This window comes from Ruegeria sp. B1 (assembly GCF_056535885.1).
This window is the reverse complement of the sequence record NZ_JBQFJA010000001.1, coordinates 470,001-490,631: the sequence shown is the minus strand read 5'-3', so window position 1 is coordinate 490,631 and position 20,631 is coordinate 470,001. Positions and strand designations below refer to the sequence as shown.

The 20,631-nt window shown below is 58.4% G+C and carries 18 protein-coding genes (1 of these 18 cut by a window edge); 8 read left to right on the top strand and 10 right to left on the bottom strand.

Annotated elements, in window-relative coordinates; translation table 11 throughout:
• Positions 1 to 92: 92 nt before the first annotated feature.
• Positions 93 to 614 (top strand): glutathione peroxidase, encoded by a 522-nt coding sequence (locus ACR3ES_RS02425; protein ID WP_170431664.1) that lies wholly within the window; start codon positions 93 to 95, stop codon positions 612 to 614.
• Here the strand turns inward: ACR3ES_RS02425 and ACR3ES_RS02420 are convergent.
• From ACR3ES_RS02420 to ACR3ES_RS02395, 6 genes are all read right to left on the bottom strand, one after another.
• Entirely contained in the window at positions 590 to 1,477 is an 888-nt protein-coding gene (locus ACR3ES_RS02420) for a DMT family transporter (protein WP_170431666.1), read from the bottom strand. The genes ACR3ES_RS02425 and ACR3ES_RS02420 overlap by 25 nt on opposite strands.
• A gap of 149 nt (positions 1,478 to 1,626) precedes the next feature.
• The gene (locus tag ACR3ES_RS02415; protein ID WP_480424741.1) at positions 1,627 to 2,526 is read right to left on the bottom strand and encodes a hypothetical protein; all 900 of its coding nucleotides are present in this window, start codon (positions 2,524 to 2,526) and stop codon (positions 1,627 to 1,629) included.
• A gap of 258 nt (positions 2,527 to 2,784) precedes the next feature.
• Entirely contained in the window at positions 2,785 to 3,072 is a 288-nt protein-coding gene (locus ACR3ES_RS02410; protein WP_170431670.1) for an HU family DNA-binding protein, read from the bottom strand.
• A gap of 130 nt (positions 3,073 to 3,202) precedes the next feature.
• Positions 3,203 to 4,666, bottom strand: a complete 1,464-nt coding sequence (locus ACR3ES_RS02405; protein ID WP_170431671.1) for an AMP nucleosidase — start codon at positions 4,664 to 4,666, stop codon at positions 3,203 to 3,205.
• A complete protein-coding gene (gene ade / locus ACR3ES_RS02400) occupies positions 4,663 to 6,465 on the bottom strand; it encodes an adenine deaminase (protein WP_170431673.1) in 1,803 nt (600 codons plus the stop codon). The genes ACR3ES_RS02405 and ade overlap by 4 nt, the downstream gene beginning before the upstream one ends.
• Positions 6,466 to 6,650: 185 nt before the next feature.
• Positions 6,651 to 7,544 carry a LysR family transcriptional regulator gene (locus ACR3ES_RS02395; protein WP_480424739.1) on the bottom strand — a complete coding sequence of 298 codons (894 nt, stop codon included), beginning with the start codon at positions 7,542 to 7,544 and terminating at the stop codon, positions 6,651 to 6,653.
• A 312-nt stretch (positions 7,545 to 7,856) separates the two neighbouring features.
• Between ACR3ES_RS02395 and ACR3ES_RS02390 the strand changes: the two genes are divergently transcribed.
• Positions 7,857 to 8,612, top strand: coding sequence for a class II aldolase and adducin N-terminal domain-containing protein (locus tag ACR3ES_RS02390; RefSeq protein ID WP_170431678.1), 756 nt, complete (start codon positions 7,857 to 7,859; stop codon positions 8,610 to 8,612).
• Positions 8,613 to 8,634: 22 nt separating this feature from the next.
• Complete coding sequence (locus ACR3ES_RS02385; protein ID WP_170431680.1) at positions 8,635 to 9,624, top strand: sterol desaturase family protein; 990 nt, start codon at positions 8,635 to 8,637, stop codon at positions 9,622 to 9,624.
• On the opposite strand, the gene ACR3ES_RS02380 is transcribed toward ACR3ES_RS02385, so the two are convergent.
• A complete protein-coding gene (locus ACR3ES_RS02380) occupies positions 9,621 to 10,562 on the bottom strand; it encodes a helix-turn-helix domain-containing protein (RefSeq protein ID WP_170431682.1) in 942 nt (313 codons plus the stop codon). The two genes, ACR3ES_RS02385 and ACR3ES_RS02380, sit on opposite strands and share 4 nt — an antisense overlap.
• Positions 10,563 to 10,639: 77 nt before the next feature.
• Between ACR3ES_RS02380 and ACR3ES_RS02375 the strand changes: the two genes are divergently transcribed.
• Genes ACR3ES_RS02375 through ACR3ES_RS02365 form a run of 3 tightly spaced genes read left to right on the top strand, consistent with a single transcriptional unit; the run spans position 10,640 to position 14,585 of the window.
• Entirely contained in the window at positions 10,640 to 11,800 is a 1,161-nt protein-coding gene (locus ACR3ES_RS02375) for an acyl-CoA dehydrogenase family protein (RefSeq protein ID WP_170431684.1), read from the top strand.
• A complete protein-coding gene (locus ACR3ES_RS02370; protein ID WP_170431686.1) occupies positions 11,797 to 13,809 on the top strand; it encodes an acetate--CoA ligase family protein in 2,013 nt (670 codons plus the stop codon). The genes ACR3ES_RS02375 and ACR3ES_RS02370 overlap by 4 nt, the downstream gene beginning before the upstream one ends.
• Complete coding sequence (locus tag ACR3ES_RS02365) at positions 13,806 to 14,585, top strand: carnitinyl-CoA dehydratase (protein ID WP_170431688.1); 780 nt, start codon at positions 13,806 to 13,808, stop codon at positions 14,583 to 14,585. The genes ACR3ES_RS02370 and ACR3ES_RS02365 overlap by 4 nt, the downstream gene beginning before the upstream one ends.
• 6 nt (positions 14,586 to 14,591) lie before the next feature.
• On the opposite strand, the gene ACR3ES_RS02360 is transcribed toward ACR3ES_RS02365, so the two are convergent.
• Both ACR3ES_RS02360 and ACR3ES_RS02355 read right to left on the bottom strand, forming a co-directional pair.
• On the bottom strand, positions 14,592 to 14,984 hold the full coding sequence (locus ACR3ES_RS02360) for a hypothetical protein (protein ID WP_170431690.1): 393 nt from the start codon (positions 14,982 to 14,984) through the stop codon (positions 14,592 to 14,594).
• 127 nt (positions 14,985 to 15,111) lie between these two features.
• On the bottom strand, positions 15,112 to 15,750 hold the full coding sequence (locus tag ACR3ES_RS02355) for a class I SAM-dependent methyltransferase (protein ID WP_170431692.1): 639 nt from the start codon (positions 15,748 to 15,750) through the stop codon (positions 15,112 to 15,114).
• Between the two features lie 89 nt (positions 15,751 to 15,839).
• Here ACR3ES_RS02355 and ACR3ES_RS02350 point away from each other — a divergent pair, with 89 nt between their 5' ends.
• Positions 15,840 to 16,685: an SDR family oxidoreductase gene (locus tag ACR3ES_RS02350; RefSeq protein WP_170431694.1), complete on the top strand. Its 846-nt coding sequence runs from the start codon at positions 15,840 to 15,842 to the stop codon at positions 16,683 to 16,685.
• 6 nt (positions 16,686 to 16,691) lie between these two features.
• Here ACR3ES_RS02350 and ACR3ES_RS02345 read toward each other — a convergent pair whose 3' ends face one another.
• Positions 16,692 to 18,311 (bottom strand): GMC family oxidoreductase, encoded by a 1,620-nt coding sequence (locus ACR3ES_RS02345; protein ID WP_480424737.1) that lies wholly within the window; start codon positions 18,309 to 18,311, stop codon positions 16,692 to 16,694.
• 436 nt (positions 18,312 to 18,747) lie between these two features.
• On the opposite strand from ACR3ES_RS02345, the gene katG reads away from it, so the two are divergent.
• On the top strand, positions 18,748 to 20,631 hold the 5' portion of the coding sequence (gene katG, locus ACR3ES_RS02340) for a catalase/peroxidase HPI (protein WP_170431697.1). It continues 321 nt past the right edge of the window; 1,884 of the gene's 2,205 nt are visible here — the first part of the coding sequence; the start codon lies at positions 18,748 to 18,750; its stop codon lies beyond the right edge, outside the window.

Sequence of the window (20,631 nt, the reverse complement as noted above, 5' to 3'; positions counted from 1 at the left end):
AAATCAAAGCCCTATTTCAGGAGCCTCGCAAAGACGTGGGGGTGATCTGCCAAGCCGCTGACAGCGTATTACCCGTAAAGGGAGGCAAAGAAATGTTCCGACTGTTTGTTTTGGTTGCCTTAATCCTCGCCGGGCGCGCGGTGCAGGCGGCCCCCCTGACTGGCGAGTTTCCATCCATTGATGGTGGCACATTGTCGATCGAAGACTGGCGTGGACAGCCTGTTCTGGTGGTCAACACTGCGTCGCAGTGTGGCTTTACCGGTCAGTATGCGGCCCTACAAAAGGTGCACGAGGCCTATTCGGAGCGCGGGCTTGTGGTGCTGGCCGTTCCGTCGGATTCGTTCAATCAGGAATTGGGCTCGGCTGAAGAGGTCAAGCAATTCTGCGAGATGAACTATGGCCTTACCCTGCCGATGACTGACATTACGCCGGTCAAGGGCGCAGACGCGCATCCGTTTTACAAGGCCGTCAAGGCTCAGACCGGGTTTGTGCCCGGGTGGAACTTCAATAAGATCCTGGTTGGGCCGGATGGGGCAGTGGTGGCGACCTTTGGATCGAACACCAGACCGGATTCGCCAAAACTGCTGGGTCAGGTTGATGCTCTGCTGCCCTGAGCGGGTTGCCTGGACAGTTGTACGGCCAGAATGCCCAGCGTGGTGATACCCACACCCAGGGCGTCCAGCGGTCCCAGCTTTTCACCCAACAGTATGGCGGCGATTGTCACCCCGAACACCGGGTTCAGGAAGTGAAAGGTGGCCGCCCGAATGGCCCCGATCCGGTCGAGCAGAAGGAACCAGATCAGCGTAGCTAGTAGACCGGGGAAAAGCGTGGTGTATGTGAAGGCCAAAAGCAGGGGCACGGTCGGGTGTATGTAGATGGTTTCAAAGACGGGCGCAGCGACAAACAGCGCGGTTGATCCCACAAGCATCTGCAATCCAACCACCATCATAAAGTTTCCGCCGGAGGTTGCGCCCCGCACAGCAAGAGTGGCGAAGGTTAATGCCAGCGCCCCAATGCCACAGAGCACGATGCCGAACATGTCGACACCCGCGTTGATCCGACTGCTCATGATCAACGCGACGCCTGCAAAGCCTGTCAGCAATCCAATGATGCCCAGCGGGCGCAGCCTTTCACCCAAAAGCAACCAACCCGTCAGCGCAACCAGCAGTGGCATTGTCGAGGCGATGATGGCCGCAACCGAGGCCTCAACCGTCTGCATGGCATAGAAATTCAGACCCAAATAAAGGGCATTTTGGCAAATCCCGAACAAGATGGTTGCGTACCATTGCGACCGAGTCAAACGCCAGCTCTGGCCCATTGCCCGCGCGATGGCGACCCCCAACAGGCCAGAAATCAGAAATCGGAGCGCCAGGGAAAACAGCGGCGACGCGTCGGCCACGATGATCCGCGCAGATGTGAAGGCGGACGACCAGATCAGGGCAAACACCAGCCCCATGGCGATAGCGCGCAGATCCATGGAGACCCCCTGAAACGTTGCGCGGACTGTTCCCGATTTTCCTGCGGCCTGCAAGCGTCCCACGCCAAAAGGCGCCTGCATTCTTTGCCGTTCAAGGCTTCGGTTTTTCGATCAACTCTATATGTGTCGATCACCCGACGCGCGACACATCAAAAGCGAAAACGGAATGCCAGGCCCACTATTGGAGCAGTTTCATAGCTTTGTCGGCTGATTTCGTTTCCATTTGCATCGTCCAGGGTCAACCGGCCGTCAAACTCGGCGCCGGCAAACACGTTCAGTGACACCGCTGGATTGGGACTGTAATCAAGCGCCAGGACAACGGGAAAGCTGCGGTCTTCTCCGACACCGTTGGGTGCGAGCCCGACATCATCCAGACGGAACCGAATTCTCTCGGACCTGGCTGCCAGTGACAGGCTGAGCGCATCCGTCATTGCGTAGCTCAAGGTTAGACCGGGGCCTCTGGTGGCACCAATTCCGGTACCGGTATTCAGATTCCAGCGATCATTGATGTCCCAATCCACCAGAATATCGGGGAAGAAATCTGCGCCACTCTCTTCGAGTTGAGAGAAAGCCCCGAACGCCGGTCCGATGGTCAGATTTTCGCTGACCTGCCACGCGATACCGGCGAACACTCCATAGGTCCGGCCGTCCGACGCGTCAGCGCCGCTTTGATAGTCCCATCTGATTTGCGGAGACACAAACATGCGCGCTGATTGACCCAGTTGAAACTGCATCGGAGCCGAGATACGCACGTCACGAATGTCGGTCCAGGGCTGGTTTGTCGCTTGGCTGAAGTCATAGTCCAAACGCCCGACACTGGCGGACAATCCAAAAGACGTCCCGTTGCCGGTATTATACAGGGTGCTTGCACGCAAGAACGCGCGGTTTGAGGTGAAATCGCCGCCGCCGCTCAAGGACGCGCTGCCCTGATACGCAGCCAGGCCGTCGATCTGGCTGCCCCAGCCCTGTGGCTGTTGTGACAAAACGGCCAAGGGGGAAATGGCAAAGACTGCTGCCGTCAAAACCCGAATTGAAGCGAAATATCTCATGATGTCCCATGCGCCGGTTACAAATTCCCGTACTTTAGCTAACCCATGCCCGTAGCCTGTCCAGCGTGAGAGCATGACATGCGTCAACGTTGCGCGAGGTTCCGGAATCGGGGTCCGACAAATGCGGGTCTTTTGTGCACCCTGCGACCAATTTCCAACAGAGCTCGATCCGTTGCCGGATGCCCGCATCGATTGCACATGACAAAAAAATAGGGCCGCGAGGACGCGACCCTTGATCTTGTGATGTGAACGCTAAAATCAGCCGTTCACGCTGTCCTTAAGAGCCTTGGCAATGGTCATCTTGACCACTTTGTCAGCGTCTTTTTTGAACTGCTCACCGGTCGCAGGGTTGCGCACCATGCGCTCAGGGCGCTCGCGGCAATAAATTTTGCCAACGCCGGGTAGGGTCACGGCACCACCGGCGGAAACTTCGCGGGTGATCAGGCCTGTCATGGCCTCCAGCGCGGCATTCGCGGATTTCTTGTCAGTTCCCATTTCCTCAGCGAGAGCAGCCACCAGCTGAGTCTTTGTCATAGGCTTTGCCATTTCTTGGTCTCCTTAACGTGCCCGATAAATAGGGCCTCACGGCGTGACTTTAACGGTATATTGTGGGCGAATACAACGAATAGTAGCGTGGAAACCCCTAAAAATATGGGAAACTCGTTGCTTTTTTGCGTCAGAGGAAGGCTGTTTCGTCGAATGAGCGCAATTTCCGGCTGTGTAAACGCTCGAGCGGCATGCCGCGCAGGTGTTCCATCGCTCGTATCCCAATCGCCAAATGGCGGCTGACCTGAGTCGTATAAAAGGAAGACGCCATGCCGGGAAGCTTTAATTCGCCATGCAGGGGTTTATCCGACACGCAGAGCAGCGTTCCGTACGGCACGCGGAAGCGATAGCCATTCGCGGCTATGGTCGCGCTCTCCATATCCAGCGCAATGGCCCGCGATTGGCTCAGCCGCTGCACCGGACCCGACTGGTCGCGCAACTCCCAGTTTCGGTTGTCGACCGAAGCGACGGTGCCGGTGCGCATGATGCGCTTGAGCTCATAACCCTGCAACTCGGTGACTTCGGCCACGGCCTGTTCCAGCGCAACCTGGATCTCGGCCAGCGGCGGGATTGGAACCCAGACCGGCAGGTCGTCGTCCAGCACTTTGTCTTCGCGCAGATACGCGTGGGCTAAGACAAAGTCCCCCAGCGCCTGCGTGTTTCGCAGCCCGGCGCAGTGGCCAACCATCAACCAAGCATGCGGGCGCAGGACTGCGATATGGTCCGTGGCTGTTTTGGCGTTAGACGGGCCGACACCGATATTGACCAGCGTAATACCGGACCCATCGGCGCGTTTCAGATGATAGGTTGGCATTTGCGGCAGTTTCAGCGGCTGCTCCAACGTATCCTTTGGCCCGGTGATCTCGACATTTCCGGTCGACACGAAACTGACATAGCCGCTGTCCGGGTCGGCCAACTGCTCACGCGCATAGGCTTCGAACTCGGAGACATAGAACTGGTAGTTGGTGAACAAAACGTGGTTCTGAAAGTGGCTCGGGTCGGTGGCTGTGTAATGCGCAAGGCGGGCGAGCGAGTAATCGACGCGTTGCGCTGTGAACAGTGACAGCGGTCCGTCACTGTCTTCGTGGTCATGCACGCCGTTTACGATATCGTCATTTGTTGTGGTCAGATCCGGAACGTCGAACACGTCGCGCAATGTGAACCCAGCCGCACCCTGATGTGGCACGACAAGATCTGGGTTGTTAGCCACGGCAAAGTGAACGGGGATCGGCGTGTCAGACGCGCCTATGGTGACAGGCTGGTCGTGGTTCTTGATCAGCAATGCGATCTGTTGCGTCAGGTATGACCGGAACAGGTCCGGTTGTGTCACCGTTGTGGCATGGGTCCCGGGTTCCGATACGTGGCCAAAACTTAACCGACTGTCGACCTGTGCGTATGACGAGGTCTTGATGCGAATTTCCGGGTAATAGGCTCGATGGCGTGCGGACGGCGCCCCCTTTTCCATCGCTTTGGCAAAGCTGTCGCACAGGAATTCCGTTGCCTGACGGTACAGTTGCTCAAGGCGTGCGACGGCGGCGGCGGGATCGGTGAACTGTTCCGGTCCGGGAATGTCGGGGGTTATTATTTTTGTCATGCCAGTGGTTCCAGAAGTTCGATCTTTTCAAAGGTGCGCACGTCTACAAGCCCAATGTCCGATATCCGGAGTTCCGGGATAACGACAAGCGCCAGCAGCGAGTGCTGCATATACGCGTTGTTGAGCTGACAACCGCAGGCCTGCATCGCCCTGACAATGCCCTCAGCCTTGGCGGCAACTTCTGAGGCCGGGCTGTCGGACATCAGACCGGCGATGGGCAATTCGACCAGGGCCAATTCCTCGCCATCCCGAAAAATGGTGATGCCGCCGCCGACCTCGGCCAACCGGTTCGCTGCAAGTGCCATCTGTTCTCGGTCTGTGCCAACGACGATCATGTGGTGGCTGTCATGGGCAACGGTCGACGCCATCGCCATTGGGCCCTGATATCCAAAGCCCGACACAAAGGCGTTGGTCACACCACCGGTGGCGCGGTGCCGCTCGACCAGCGCGATCTGGCAGACCTCGCCCTCGGCCTCAACCAGCCCGCCAATTATGGGCAGTTCTGCTTTTAGTGCTTTTGTTGGTGCCTGGTTTTCGACGACACCGATCACATTGGCCTGCACCCGATTTGCCCCGGGCGGTGCCGTGATTTCGAAGTTGTCCGCGGTTAGCTTATGCCCCAGATGCACAGTGTTTCGCGCCTTGTCCGGCCAATTCAGATGCGGGCAATCCACGGCAATCACCCCGTTTTCGGCAACGACCTGCCCACGGGCAATGACCATTTCAATAGGCAGCTCTGCCAGGTCCGAACTGAGGATGACGTCCGCCCGCCGTCCCGGTGTGACCGAGCCAATCTCACGCTCCAGCCCGAAATGCGTGGCGGTGTTAATGGTGGCCATCTGCAACGCGATCAACGGATCGCACCCGCAGGCCACGGCATGGCGCACGACGCGGTTCATATGCCCGTCATTCACCAGCGTACCGGAGTGACAGTCATCCGTGCACAGAATGAAACTGCGGGGATCGAGGCCTTTTTCCGTGACTGCTGTAATCTGGCTCTCGATATCGTACCAGGCCGAACCCAAACGCATCATGGACCGCATCCCTTGACGCACCCGCGCGATGGCGTCGGCCTCACATGTGCCTTCGTGGTCATCGGCAGGACCGCCCGCCACATAGGCCGCGAAATCAGGCCCTAAATCAGGGGATGCGTAATGTCCCCCGACGGTTTTGCCCGCCCGCTGGGTCGCTGCCATTTCCGCCAACATCTTGGGGTCACCGTGAATAACGCCGGGAAAATTCATCATTTCGCCCAGGCCGATGATCCCAGGCCACGACATCGCTTCGGTCACGTCCTCTGGTGTGATTTCGTATCCTGTTGTTTCCAGACCTGGGGCAGATGGCGCGCAGGACGGCATCTGCGTGAAAATGTTCACGGGTTGCATCAGGGCTTCGTCATGCATCATCCGCACGCCCTCAAGCCCCAGCACGTTTGCAATCTCATGCGGGTCGGTGAACATGGATGTCGTGCCATGCGGAATCACGGCACGCGCAAATTCTGCAGGGGTCAGCATACCGGACTCGATATGCATGTGCCCATCACACAGTCCCGGCAGGATATAACGCCCCCGCGCCTCGATGATCTGCGTGTCTGGTCCCGTGCAATGGCCTGGATCCGGTCCGACAAAAGCGATGCGCCCGGCGGCAATCGCTACCGAATGATCCGGAAGCAATTCCCGGCTGTGGACGTTGACCCAGATCCCGCTACGAATGATCAGATCCGCAGCTTCGCGTCCCGCAGCGACTGCAATCAGGCGGGGTGCAACATCGGGCCAGCTTGCGAAGGGTGTGTGTTCCATGGCTCAACTTTCATGAATGCGCGGTCGTGTGCAACCCGGTAATGGGGTATCATGAAGGGAAGTTAAAGCGCAGTTCCTGGTTCTTTTGTGTTCGACCGCGGCGCGTTAGCGCCGCCCGGCCCAACCAGAGGAGTTGCCCCGAAGGGGCAATGAAGATGGGCGGGAGCGCGCCCGACACTACTAACTCAAAGATCGGACCCAAACTCGCGGCGGATCCAGTTTGCGAATACCACAGCGCCGGGTGTTTCCTCGGCCTGCGGCGACAGTAGCAGATAATAGGCCTCTGGCATCGGGGCTCTGTGCTCGAAAGGTGCAACCAACCTGCCTTGCGCAATCATCCGGTCTGCGATGGCGTCATGAGCCAGGCACAATCCACCTCCGGCCTGTGCGGCTGACAGGCAGACAAGGTAGGTCGTGGCATAAGTGATCGACGGATTCCCCCAAGTTAGAGCCTGTTCATCCACCCAGGCCGCCCAATTGGACAACAGGTTGGAACAATCAAACAGCGGTTGCTGTTGCAAGGTTTTCAGGGTGACTTCAAAATTCGGGGCACAGACCGGGTAATAAAACTCGGTCCGCAGCAATTCGGTCCGGACCGTGTCGGCGGGTCGCAGAGAAAAGCGGATTTCCACCGCGGCCCCTTCGGCCATTTCCCGAGGCTCCCAAAGTTCGGTGAAAATGTTGAGTTGCACGTCGGGATGCTCGGTACGAAAGTCGGGCAGGCGCGGGGCCAGCCAGTTGACCGCAAAGCTGATGTTGCACTGGACCTGAACCGCGTTTTGCTGGGCGCCGGTCACAGCCTGGGTCCCGCGCACAAGCGTTCTAAAGGCTTCGCGCACCACTGGCAGATAGGTGATACCAGCCTCGGTCAGTTCCAGGGCCTTTGGGCGGCGCAAGAACAGAGGCTGCCCCAGATGGCCTTCAAGGGACTTGATCTGCTGGCTGACGGCGCTTTGCGTCATGTTCAGATCCCGCGCCGCACCGGTAAAGGACAGATGGCGCGCGGCGGCTTCGAACGTCCGCAACCAGCCGATAGTGTTGAAAAACTCGAAAATTCCGATGATGCATTTTCTCGCCAAATTCCATCGCGCCTGAAAAGTCACCCCAGTTTGGACGGAGAAGGCCATGAGCGCGCGGCACGACGGCAATGCCGTGCTTTGGCCGACCCCCTAGCTAAAATTTTCGACCGGCTTTCAACGGCTGGATTTTTCAACACCTTCCGTCAAAAATGGTGTTTTTCAACACTATCAGCCCAAAGGGGGAAGTTGTTTCTGCATTCGCATAACCTCGGCATAAGTTTTACTAATGAGATAGTGGTGTTTTTTTCGTTGGTCAATTTCGCGAACCGGATGCAGGCTTTTGGTCAACTCGGCCAGCACAGGAGGTCCGCCATGAGTGTCGCCAGTCTTCGCCCCAATATCGACCACTGGTCCGAGCGTGTGGATATGGCTGCGACCTTCCGGTGGATCGAACGCCTGAACATGCATGAAGGCGTGGCCAATCATTTCAGCCTCGCGGTGAATGAAGACGGCACCCAATTCCTGATGAATCCCAACCAGATGTATTTCGGGCGCATCCGGGCCTCGGACCTGTTGTTGTTGGATGCGAACGATCCTGACGTGATGGCCCAGCCGAGTGCGCCGGATCCCACCGCCTGGGGTCTGCATGGCTCGATTCACCGCCACTGCCCTCATGCGCGTTGCGTGATGCATGTGCACTCGATCTTTGCGACTGTTCTGGCCGCGCTGGCCGACAGCAATTTGCCGCCCATCGATCAGAACACTGCCACCTTCTACAACCGCTATGTCATTGACGAAGAATTCGGCGGGCTGGCCTTTGAAAGCGAAGGGGAACGCTGTGCTGCGATGCTGTCGGACCCACAGAAAAAGGTCATGATCATGGGCAATCATGGCGTTCTGATCATCGGCAGTGATCCCGCAGACGCCTTTAATAGACTCTATTATTTTGAGCGCGCCGCCGAAACCTACATCCGCGCGCTACAAACCGGTCAGCCTTTGCGCGTGCTCTCGGATGAGATCGCCGAAAAGACCGCGCAAGAGCTGGAAGACTACCCCGATCAGGCCGAGGCGCATCTGCGTGAGATCAAAGCGATGCTGGATGCCGAAGGATCGGACTACGCAACCTGACCTCATACCCGGAGTGACTGCCATGACCGACACCGCTCAGGACCCCGAAGCCACCCGCTGGAATTACCGCCCCGAAGGCCCGGTGGGATTGAACCCGCTGTTTAGCTGGCCGCCGCAACCGGGCGCAGTGCTGAAATGGTACAGCGGCGCGTGGTTACAGATCACGGCGCTGACCCTTTGCATGGGCTTGGCCATCACGGCCTATGTGCTGTTTTTCCCTGGTTTAGAGTCTATGCGCAGCTTTTCGGTAGGATGGATGTTCCGTATCTGGCTGTTGAACATGGTGCCTCAAATCCTGGTCGCGGGCGGCCTGCATTGGTGGCTGTACATGCGCAAGGGGCAGGGCATGTACAAAAAATTCGACCGCCGCGATCTGACCCGCGACAACGGAAACTTCACCTTCCGCAATCAGGTTCTGGACAATATCTGGTGGACGCTGGGCAGCGCGATGACAGTGGCGACGTTCTATCAATGGGTGATCTACTGGGCGATGGCCAACGGCTATGTCCCGACCTTAACTTGGGCCGCCGCGCCGGTTTGGTTCGTTCTTTGGATGCTGTTTATCCCGATGTGGTCAGGTCTGCATTTCTATTGGGTGCATCGGCTAGAGCATCACCCTAAGCTGTATAAACACGTCCATGCCGTGCATCATCGCAATGTGAATATCGGGCCGTGGTCCGGGATTTCGAACCATTGGTTCGAAAACCTGCTGTATTTCACCACCTATTTCATCCACCTGATCATCCCGTCACACCCGTTGCATCTGTTGTTCCACACGTATTTCCAGCAGATCAGCCCGGTTCTTTCGCATTCCGGCTTTGAAAAGCTGCGGGCCGGGGACACCGACGCCGCGCGGGCCGGAGATTTCTTTCACCAACTGCATCACCGGTATTTCGAGTGCAACTATGGCACCTCGGAAATCCCGTTCGACAAGTGGTTTGGCACCTATCACGACGGGTCGGCTGAGGCGACAACCCGCACGCGGGCTTACAAAAAACAGATGTATACCTAACCTGCTCGCAAGTTGCGTGGGGCAATTCCGAATTCACTCTTGAACGCGCGGGTCAGTGCGCTGGGGTCTTCGTACCCGGCGCGTAGGGCGATTTCGGCAATACTCAGGTCTGTCTCGGACACCAATTTGCGGGCCAGGTTTAACCGCAGCCGTCGATAGACCTGTGCTGGCCCTGCACCTAACTCGGATTGCATTCGCTGGGACAGCGCCTTGTGAGATCGGCCAACGCGGCGGGCGATCTCGGATATCGGAAGGGGTGTTTCCAGATGTTCATGCATCAGTGCCAGCGCCTTGTTCACATATCCGCTGGTCGCGCCTGCGCCACCCGTATGGGATCGGGCGGAATCGCGTGTCATGAACAGCTGGGCCACTTCCAGCGCCAATGCCTGCCCCTGTGCCTGTCCGATCAGGTGCAAAACCAGATCGAACGCTGCCATCGCGCCAGAACAGGTGATGCGGTTCCGATCAATCATGAATCGTTCGCGCACCGCATCAACATCTGGGAAACGCTCGGTAAAGCCTGTCAGTTCTTCCCAGTGAATGGTAGCGCGATGCCCGTCCAGAAGGCCCGCCAAAGCCAGCAACCAGCTGCCTGTGTCCAACCCGGCCAGAGTTTCAAAGCGAGATGCAGCCGACCTGAGACCCGAAAGAGTATGCCAGCCGCTATGGGCCTGAAACCCGTAGGATGGCATCACCATCAACATGTCACCGCTTGCGTTTTGCAGCGTGTCATGCGGTGCGACCTGCAAACCCGATGAAGATGTCACTGGTCCGTCGCCCAGCGACAGGAACGTCCAGCGATAGAGATCCCCCCCGGACAGCATGTTTGCGGCCCGCAGCGGTTCAACCGTGTTGGCCAGGCAATGGTTCGAAAATCCATCGAACAGAAGCACACCGATTTGCTGCGGTGCGGCGGGGGATTTAGTCCAAACTCGCATGATAAACAGCTATCTTTGCATGATTGGATTCTCAAGACCCGTCACGATACGCGCAGGCCCAGATGTGGAGAATTCAGATGCAATATGGTCTGTCCGACGAACAGGAAATGATCGCCTCGACCGTGCGCAGCTTTGTCGAGAACGAGATTTATCCGCATGAAGAGCTGGTCGAACGCACCGGCGAAGTCCCGCATGAGATTGTGGAGGAGATCAAGCGCAAGACCATCGAGCTGGGCTTCTACGCCTGCAACTTTCCCGAAAGCGTTGGCTGTGCGGGTTTGAACCATCTTGAATTCGCGCTGGTCGAGCGGGAACTGGGCCGCGGGTCGATGGCGTTGAACCATTTCTTCGGACGTCCGCAGAACATCCTGATGGCCTGCGAGGGTGAACAGGTTGAACGCTATCTGATGCCCGCCGTTCGCGGTGATCGGATGGATGCGCTGGCCATGACAGAACCCGGTGCCGGATCGGATGTGCGTGGGATGAAATGTGCCGCCGTTCGGGATGGCGGGGATTGGGTGGTCAACGGGACCAAGCATTTCATCTCGGGCGCCGAGCACGCGGATTTCATCATCGTCTTCATCGCGACGGGTGAGGATCAGACGCCCAAAGGGCCGAAAAAGCGGATCACTGCGTTTTTGGTGGATCGCGGCACACCGGGTTTCACCATCCGGGATGGGTACAAGTCGGTCAGCCATCGCGGCTACAAGAACATGGTGCTGGATTTCGATGATTGCCGCCTGCCGGATGCGCAGGTTCTGGGCGAGGTCGATGGCGGGTTCGAGGTGATGAACACATGGCTTTATGCGACCCGGATCACCGTGGCCGCCATGTCGGTCGGGCGCGCGCGAAGGGCCTTTGACTATGCGCTGGACTATGCGGCCACGCGCGAGCAGTTCGGCCAGAAGATCGGCAAGTTTCAGGGTGTATCCTTCCAGATTGCCGACATGATCACCGAAATCGACGCGGCGGATTTGTTGACCCTGGCGGCGGCGGATCGGCTGGACAAAGGCCTGCCCGCGAACCGAGAGATTGCGACGGCCAAGCTCTATGCTTCGGAAATGCTGGCGCGGGTGACCGATGCTGCGATCCAGATCCATGGCGGCATGGGTCTGATGGATGACTATCCGCTGGAACGGTTCTGGCGGGATGCGCGTGTTGAACGTATCTGGGACGGCACCAGCGAGATCCAACGTCATATCATCAGCCGGGATTTGCTGAGGGCGCTGGGCGCATGAGGCCCCTGGGGCGTGTTCTGAACCCGTCTTCGATGGCGGTGATCGGTGGCGGCGTCTGGTGTGCTGAAGTGATCAATCAGGCTCGAAAGTTCGGATTTCAGGGAGATATCTGGCCAGTTCACCCCAAAGCTGAACAGGTTGGCGGACTGCAAGCCTATGCCACCATCGAGACGCTGCCCGGCCCCCCGGACATAGCCTTCATAGGGATCAATCGACACGCAACAATTTCGGCTGTTGAGGCCTTATCCGCCGCAGGTGCAGGCGGTGCCGTGTGTTTTGCCTCGGGTTTCACCGAAGCGCGGGCCGAGGATGATCAGGGCGCTGATCTTCAGGCGCAGCTGGTCGCAGCAGCCGGCGATATGCCGATCCTGGGGCCCAATTGCTATGGATTCATCAACGCGCTGGACCCAGTGGCTGTCTGGCCCGACCAACACGGAATGCGCCCGGTGGAGCGCGGCGTGGCGATCCTGACCCAAAGCTCGAACATCGCCATCAACATGACGATGCAGCAACGCGCGCTGCCGCTGGCCGTCATGCTGACGTGTGGGAATCAGGCGCAAACGCATCAGGCCGATATCGCCTCGGCCCTGCTGGACGATGACCGGATCACCGCAATCGGCGTTCATATCGAAGGATTTGGTGACCTGCGGAAGTGGGAGGTCCTGGCGAAGAAAGCACGTGACCGGAACGTGCCTGTGATCGCCCTGAAAATGGGGCGGTCCAACCACGCGCAGGCGGCCACGATTTCGCATACGGCGTCGCTGGCAGGCAGTGATGCCGGGGCCCAGGCCTTTTTGGATCGGCTGGGCATTGCGCGTATGTCCGATATTCCCGGCTTTCTGGAATGTCTCAAACTGTTGCACGTCACCGGCCGCCTCGATGGTACCGGAGTGGGCATGATCAGCTGCTCGGGGGGCGAGGCCAGCCTTGCCGCAGATATGGCCGAGGATCGAGACTTGCATTTTCCACCTTTGACCGACCGCCAAAAAGGCGACCTGCGCGATGCGTTGGGTCCGATGGTCGCCTTGGCGAATCCGTTGGATTACCACACGTATATATGGCGCGATGCCGCTGCAATGACACAGGCGTGGAAAGGCTTGGCTGGGCCGGACACGGCAATAACTGTGGCGGTAGTCGATTATCCCCATACGGATGCGTCGGACTGGGACTGCGCGACGCAAGCTGCCCTGAATTGCGTCCGGGAGACTGGTCGCCCTTTTGCCGTGGCCGCAACATTGCCGGAGTTGATGCCTGAGGATGTGGCGCAAACGCTGCTGGACGGCGGCGTGGTCCCATTTGCAGGCCTTCATGAGGCCTTGTCGGCGATTGAAGCTGCCCAGCCAATGCCAGTGCCGGCAGAGCCGATATTGCTGCCTTCGGCTACAGAACCGGATCAGCTTTTGACCGAGGCGGAGGCCAAAGACGCCCTGGCCGCTTTTGGTTTGCAGGTCCCGAAGCGCGTCGTCACCCGTGCGGATCGCCTTGCGACGTCGGTTGACGAACTGGCTGGTCCTTTTGCTGTCAAAGGCGTGGGTCTGGCGCATAAGTCCGAACAGGGCGCGGTGCGTCTGGGAGTCCCGCGCAGCGACCTGACTGAGACCGCGGCGCAGATCGGAACACCCGAGGTTCTGATCGAAGAGATGGCGACCGGAGGCGTCGCGGAACTGCTGATCGGAGTGACCCGCGATCCGGCGCATGGATTCGTCCTGACGCTGGGCGCAGGCGGTGTTCTGACCGAGATCATGCGGGACACTGTGTCGGCGTTGGTTCCGTCTTCTCGCAAAGCAATCCGCGACGCCCTGGGAAAACTCGCTTGCGCGCCGCTGTTGGCGGGGTATCGCGGCAAACCGGCAGCTGACATGGACGCCATTCTGGACGCTGTTGAGGCTATTCAAGCCTATGTTATTGCCAACGCCTCATGCGTCAGCGAAGTTGAAATAAACCCGCTCATTTGCACCCCCGATGCGGCGGTTGCAGTCGATGCCCTGATCCGAAAGGCAAGCATATGAACCCGATCAAGACCAAACGCGATGGCGCCATTTTGCATGTCACGCTGGATAGGCCCAAGGCCAATGCAATCGATCTGGCCACAAGCCGGATCATGGGCGAAGCGTTCCGGGAATTCAGGGATGATCCAGAGCTGCGCGTGGCGATCCTGACCGGTGGAGGCGAGAAGTTCTTTTGCCCCGGTTGGGATTTGAAAGCCGCCGCCGATGGCGATGCGGTGGACGGAGATTACGGCGTTGGCGGGTTCGGCGGGCTGCAAGAGCTGCGAGATCTGAACAAACCGGTGATCGCGGCCGTCAACGGCATTGCCTGTGGCGGTGGACTGGAGCTGGCGCTGAGTGCCGACATTATTCTGGCGGCGGATCATGCGACCTTTGCACTGCCGGAGATTCGCTCGGGCACTGTCGCTGATGCCGCAAGCGTGAAACTGCCCAAGCGCATCCCCTATCATATCGCGATGGAGTTGTTGCTGACCGGGCGGTGGTTTGATGTGGACGAGGCCCATCGCTGGGGCCTGGTCAACGAAGTTGTACCGTCTGACCAGTTGGCGGACAGGGCGTGGGAACTGGCCCGTCTGCTGGCCAGTGGTCCGCCCTTGGTCTACGCAGCCATCAAGGAAGTCGTGCGCGAGGCGGAAGACGCGAAGTTCCAGGACATCATGAACCGGATTACGAAACGGCAATTGCCGACCGTTGATGTACTCTACGGCTCCGAGGACAATCTGGAAGGCGCCCGCGCATTTGCCGAAAAGCGCGATCCGGTCTGGAAGGGGCGATAGCTCAGCCTAGGCGGCGTCAAATGCGGCAACGACCTCTGCAACCGTCTCTTGGACCTGTTGAATGATACTTGGCCCGTTGCTGACGAGAAGTGTCAGAACTGCCTTCGCATTTTGATGGTGCAAAACAGGAGACGATTGTACAACATCAATCAGCCGGTCCTTGGAAATCCAAGCTTTCAGTCCAACAGGTGTGGTTAGCTCGACCAGCGGTGTGGCGGCCTGCAGCTGTGAAACTATTTCTCCAAGGTCAGAGCCTGAATGAAACTTCTGATTGTCCGTTCTGATTGTGATTGCGTCCGTCGGTTCGCTGTCACCGAATGCCTTACGTATTCGAATGAAGCTGTCGGAATTGAACGCTGCTGCTGAACCTTCAAGATCTTCATAATGGATTAGTGACATAACACCCTCGAAACCGAACAAATAAATGCCGTTACAGTATCAGAATTCTTGCCCAGATTCCATGGTCGTCGGATTACAGGTTCTGCGCAGCGCCAGATCACCAGGCTAACCGCACAGTATCCTTTGTTCACCCTGACCCTTTTTCAAACAGAGCGATAAAGGCGGTGTCGTCGTTGTTGGGACCTGCGGCGAGATCACCGTAGATACGCACTTGGGGCAAGGTGAGATTGCGGATCTGGTTCTGTTCTATTTCGCGAAATGCTTCTGCAAAGCCTAGCTTTTTAAAGTGCTTTGCATTGATTGACAGCGCAAACTGAGCGCCGGATCGCGCGACGCGCAAAAGGGCGGGTAGAACCTCGGGGCCCAGATGCCCGTGGGTGAAGGTGCCGGATGAGACAATGCCGGCATAGCTGTCGCGCAGAACCGGGATGCCTTGGGTCAGATCGGCCTCAATCGCGTCGCGGTAGATATCCTTGAGCATGGCCTGATGCAGCATCTCTGCGCTGATATCCGTTGCATCGATGGGTCCGACACCCAAACCGGCCAGGACAGAGCCGCACAGGCCGGTGCCTGCACCCACATCCAGAACCGGGCCCTGTCCGCCAGCGCTGACAAAGGCGCGGGCGGTGTGGATGTGCAACTGATAGTCCTCCAGCGCGGCAAAGCTGTCGTCATAGTTCCCGGCCCATTCGGCATAGAGGCGTTTGTTCTCCTCTGGCGAGTTCAGGGCGTAGGCCGCGTGTAGGTCGGGTGTTTTCTGGCTCATACTTTAAAGAAAGGCGCATCGGGGGATTCGAATCAAGTGCGTCCATGCGGCGCTTGCATCCCCGGTTCAGGCGGACCATCAAAGGGCGCATGACAAATACGCTCTTTTCATTTGGTCACGGGTATTCAGCGCAGGCTTTGTCCCGCAGTTTAGCGCCCGCAAACTGGCGCGTCATTGGTACGACGCGCGACAGTGCGGGCACGGAGGGCATCCGGGCCTCGGGCGCCCAACCCCTGATCTGGCCCGGGGAAATGCCTGGCTTGGATGGGGTCACGCATCTGCTGATCTCGACAGCTCCCTCGGCCGAGGGCGATCCGGTCCTGGCCGCGCTATGCGCTGAGATCGCGGAACGGGCCGGGCAGTTTGAATGGGTCGGGTATCTGTCGACGACTGCGGTGTACGGCGATCATCAGGGCGACTGGGTCGACGAATCCACGCCGCCAACACCTGCGGCCAAACGCGGCCAATGGCGATTGTTGGCAGAACGGCAATGGTCGGCCATTCCCGGGTTGCCCGTGCACATCTTTCGGCTGGCGGGCATTTATGGCCCCGGGCGCGGACCATTTTCCAAGCTCAAGCGCGGCGGCCTGCGGCGTATCATCAAGCCGGGGCAGGTCTTTTCGCGCATTCATGTGGACGATATTGCGCAGATACTCATGGCGTCGATGAAGGCACCGAACCCCGGTGCCATCTATAATGTCTGTGACGACGAACCCGTGCCGCCGCAGGATGTCATTGGCTATGCGGCGGAATTGCAGGGTCTGCCATTGCCGCCTGCGATTCCCTATGACAAGGCAGACCTGACGCCAATGGCCCGCAGTTTTTACAACGAGAACAAGCGGGTCCGAAACACCCGGATCAAGGATGAGTTGGGCGTTCAGCTGCTTTATCCCAACTATCGGGTCGGGCTGGAGGCTTTGATGAACAGCCGGTAGCGCGCCTTAACGTGCTGCGGCCTTGATCAGATCGGCCGCTTTTTCCGCGATCATGATGGTTGGTGCATTTGTGTTGCCCGAGACCAGCGTGGGCATGATCGAGGCATCGACAACCCTCAGCCCCTCAATCCCGCGCACCCGCAGTTCCGGGTCAACGACAGCCATCTCGTCCACACCCATTTTACAGGTGCCAACCGGGTGATAAATTGTGTCGGCGCGTGCGCGAATGTGGCTTTCCCAGTCTTCATCACTTTGGGCGGTGTCGGTTCCGAACAATTCTTTGTGCCGGTATTTGGCCAGCGCGGGGGCTTCGAGGATATCGCGCATCATCCGCGCACCCTTGATCAATGTCCTGAGGTCGCGGTCGTCGGACAGAAAGGCCGGATCAATCGCAGGCGCGGCAAACGGATTGGCACTTTGCAAACCTACCGTTCCACGGCTTTCTGGGCGCAGTTTGCAGACGTGGCAGCTGAACCCATAGCCATAGTGCAGCTTACGCGCATGATCATCGACCAGCGCAATGGTGAAGTGCAACTGTATGTCAGGGCGGTCCAGATCAGGCGAGGTTTTCAGAAACGCGGCCCCTTCGGCAAATGGGGTGGCCACCATTGAGACACCGGTTTTTCGCCAGCGCCAGAGGTGACCCAGCAAACGCGCAGTGCCGACCGGGCCGATGCCGAAATTATCGGTGTCCTTGCTTTTGTAAGCGAGAATGAAATCCAAATGATCCTGTAGGTTCTTGCCGACGCCCGGCAGATCATGGCGGACAGTGATTCCGTGTTGGGTCAGCTCGTCCGCAGCCCCAATCCCCGAAAGTTGCAGCAATTGAGGTGACATCAGCGCGCCAGCGCAGATCAGGACCTCTTGCCGTGCGGAGATCTGGATGTCGGGCTCCTTGCCCTTTTTCCTATAGAGCACGCCGGTCGCACGCTTGCCGTCGAATGTCAGTTCTTTGACGTGGGCATGGGTGATGACGGTCAGGTTGGGGCGATCCATGACGGGAAAGACATAGGCAGCGGCGGCAGAACACCTCTCGCCGTTTTTCTCGGGGTCGTGGAACTGCGTGACCTGATACAGCCCGACCCCCTCATTGTCACCGCGATTGAAATCGTCGAGGCGCCGGTGCTGCATCTGCTCGGCGGCTTCGAAAAAAGCGTGGGTGATTGGGCGTGGTTCTTTCTGATTGGACACCTGCAACGGTCCGCCGGTTCCATGCAGGTCATCCGCGCCTTGTTCGTTGTTCTCAGCCCGTTTGAAGTACGGCAGAACGCTGTCCCAGTCCCATCCGGTGCAGCCCTGACCAGCCCAGCCGTCATAGTCTTGGCGCTGACCGCGAATATAGAGCATGGCATTGATCGCGCTCGACCCGCCCAGAGCCTTGCCCCGTGGCTGATACCCTTTGCGCCCGTTCAGGCCCGCTTGGGGCACGGTTTCAAACGCCCAATTTCCGATCTTGGGTCGGCCGGGCAATACCGCGACAACGGCCGAAGGCAAGCGGACCAGAATGTTGTTGCCTTCGCCACCGGCCTCAAGCAGGCAAACACTTTTATCCGGGTCCTCACTGAGGCGGTTGGCAAGCACCGATCCCGCTGATCCCCCGCCGACGATAACATAATCAAAATCCATCCGGGTTTCCCTGTTGTCTGGACCGAGCCGTCAGTACCCGATCATTTTGGGACCAGGCGTGTGCGCCTTGGTCCGAAATCTAAACTCATTAGTGCGACAGTGACCGAGCGCCGCAAAAAAACAATCTCAAGACAGATGTTATGACCCAAGGTAACTACGCATGCCGAAGGCGTCGCAAGTCGGCAGCGCCCGGCCCCTTACTTTTTCATAACCAAATCTTATAAATACAATCAAAAAACAAAACTTATTCTCATGGCATTGATTTGCTATATCGGGATAGAAGCAAGACCAAAGTGTCGTTGAAGTCCTTCTGTCACAACATCCGTTTCCCAATCCGGGTTCGATGAGCGATTTCACCGACATCTTCTAGTGATCTTGTACATGACAGATTCGACCGCGCGACGTAGCCGAAACTTAGCCAGGAATGGAGAATGATATGGACGGAAGTGACACCCCAAACATGGGCGGATGCCCGGTAATGCACGGTGCCGGTACCCGGTCAAACAGGGATTGGTGGCCAAACCAGCTGAACCTTTCGATCCTGCACCAGCACGCGCCAGCCTCGGACCCGATGGGGGCGGGCTTCGACTACGCCGAAGAATTCAAGAAACTGGACCTGAAGGCGCTGAAAGAAGACCTGTATGCCCTGATGACGGATTCCCAGGACTGGTGGCCTGCCGACTACGGCCATTACGGCGGTCTGTTTATCCGCATGGCGTGGCACAGCGCGGGAACCTACCGGACTGCCGATGGCCGCGGTGGAGCGGGCAGCGGGTCTCAGCGGTTTGCGCCGCTCAACAGTTGGCCCGACAATGGCAACCTGGATAAGGCGCGTCGCCTGTTGTGGCCGATCAAACAGAAATACGGCAACCAGATATCCTGGGCCGATTTGATCGTTCTGGCGGGCAACTGCGCCATCGAATCGATGGGCGGAAAGACCTTTGGATTTGCCGGGGGTCGCACCGATACCTGGGCGCCCGAAGAGGATATCTATTGGGGTGCCGAAACCGAGTGGCTGGCGCCCACTGACAACCCGCAGAGCCGGTATTCGGGCGAGCGCGATCTGGAAAACCCATTGGCCGCAGTTCAGATGGGTCTGATCTATGTGAACCCCGAAGGTCCGGATGGCGAGCCCAACGTTTTGGCGTCCGGCCGGGATATCCGGGACACGTTTGCCCGGATGGCGATGAACGACGAGGAAACGGTCGCATTGGTTGCCGGCGGTCATACCTTTGGCAAGGCCCATGGCGCGGGTGACCCCGATCTGGTCGGTCCCGAGCCCGAGGCTGCCCCGATCGAGGATATGGGTCTGGGTTGGATCAACAAGTTCGGCAGTGGCAAAGGCGATGATACCACCACCAGCGGTATCGAAGGCGCATGGACGGCAAACCCGATCAAATGGGACAACGGCTATTTTGATCTGCTGTTCGGATATGATTGGAACCTGACCAAGAGCCCTTCGGGCGCTTGGATATGGGAGCCAATCGGTGTAAAAGAAGAAGACATGGCCCCTGCGGCGCATGATCCGTCCAAGAAGGTCAAAACCATGATGACCACCGCCGACATGGCAATGCGCATGGACCCGATCTATGGCCCGATTTCCAAGCGATTCCACGAAAACCCCGAAGAGCTGGCAGATGCTTTTGCCCGCGCGTGGTTCAAACTGACCCACCGCGACATGGGCCCGCGCGCCCGCTATCTGGGATCTGAAGTCCCCAGTGAGGAACTGCTGTGGCAGGACAACGTCCCGACAGTCGATCACGATCTGATTGATGACGCGGATATCGCCGTGCTGAAAGAGAAGATTTTGGCGACCGGTCTATCGACCTCGGAGCTTGTGTCCACGGCTTGGGCATCGGCCTCGACTTTCCGGGGTTCGGATATGCGCGGTGGCGCCAATGGCGCGCGCATCCGTTTGGCGCCTCAGAAAGACTGGGAAGTGAACGAACCTCTGAAACTGTCCAAGGTTCTGGACGTGCTGGAATCTGTGCAAAAGGCGTTCAACGACTCCCAGTCTGGCAACAAGAAGGTGTCTCTGGCGGATGTCATAGTGCTGGCGGGCGGGGCCGCAATCGAACAAGCCGCCAAAGCCGGGGGTCAGGATGTCGAGGTTCCTTTCTCGCCCGGTCGGACTGATGCCTCCCAGGACCAAACAGATGTCGAGTCCGCCGCCGTCCTGGAACCCGAGGCCGACGGGTTCCGCAACTACCAGAAGACGGAATTCAGCGTGTCACCCGAAGAGATGCTGGTCGACAAGGCGCAACTGATGACGCTGTCCGCGCCCGAGATGACCGTTCTTGTCGGCGGCCTGCGTGTTCTC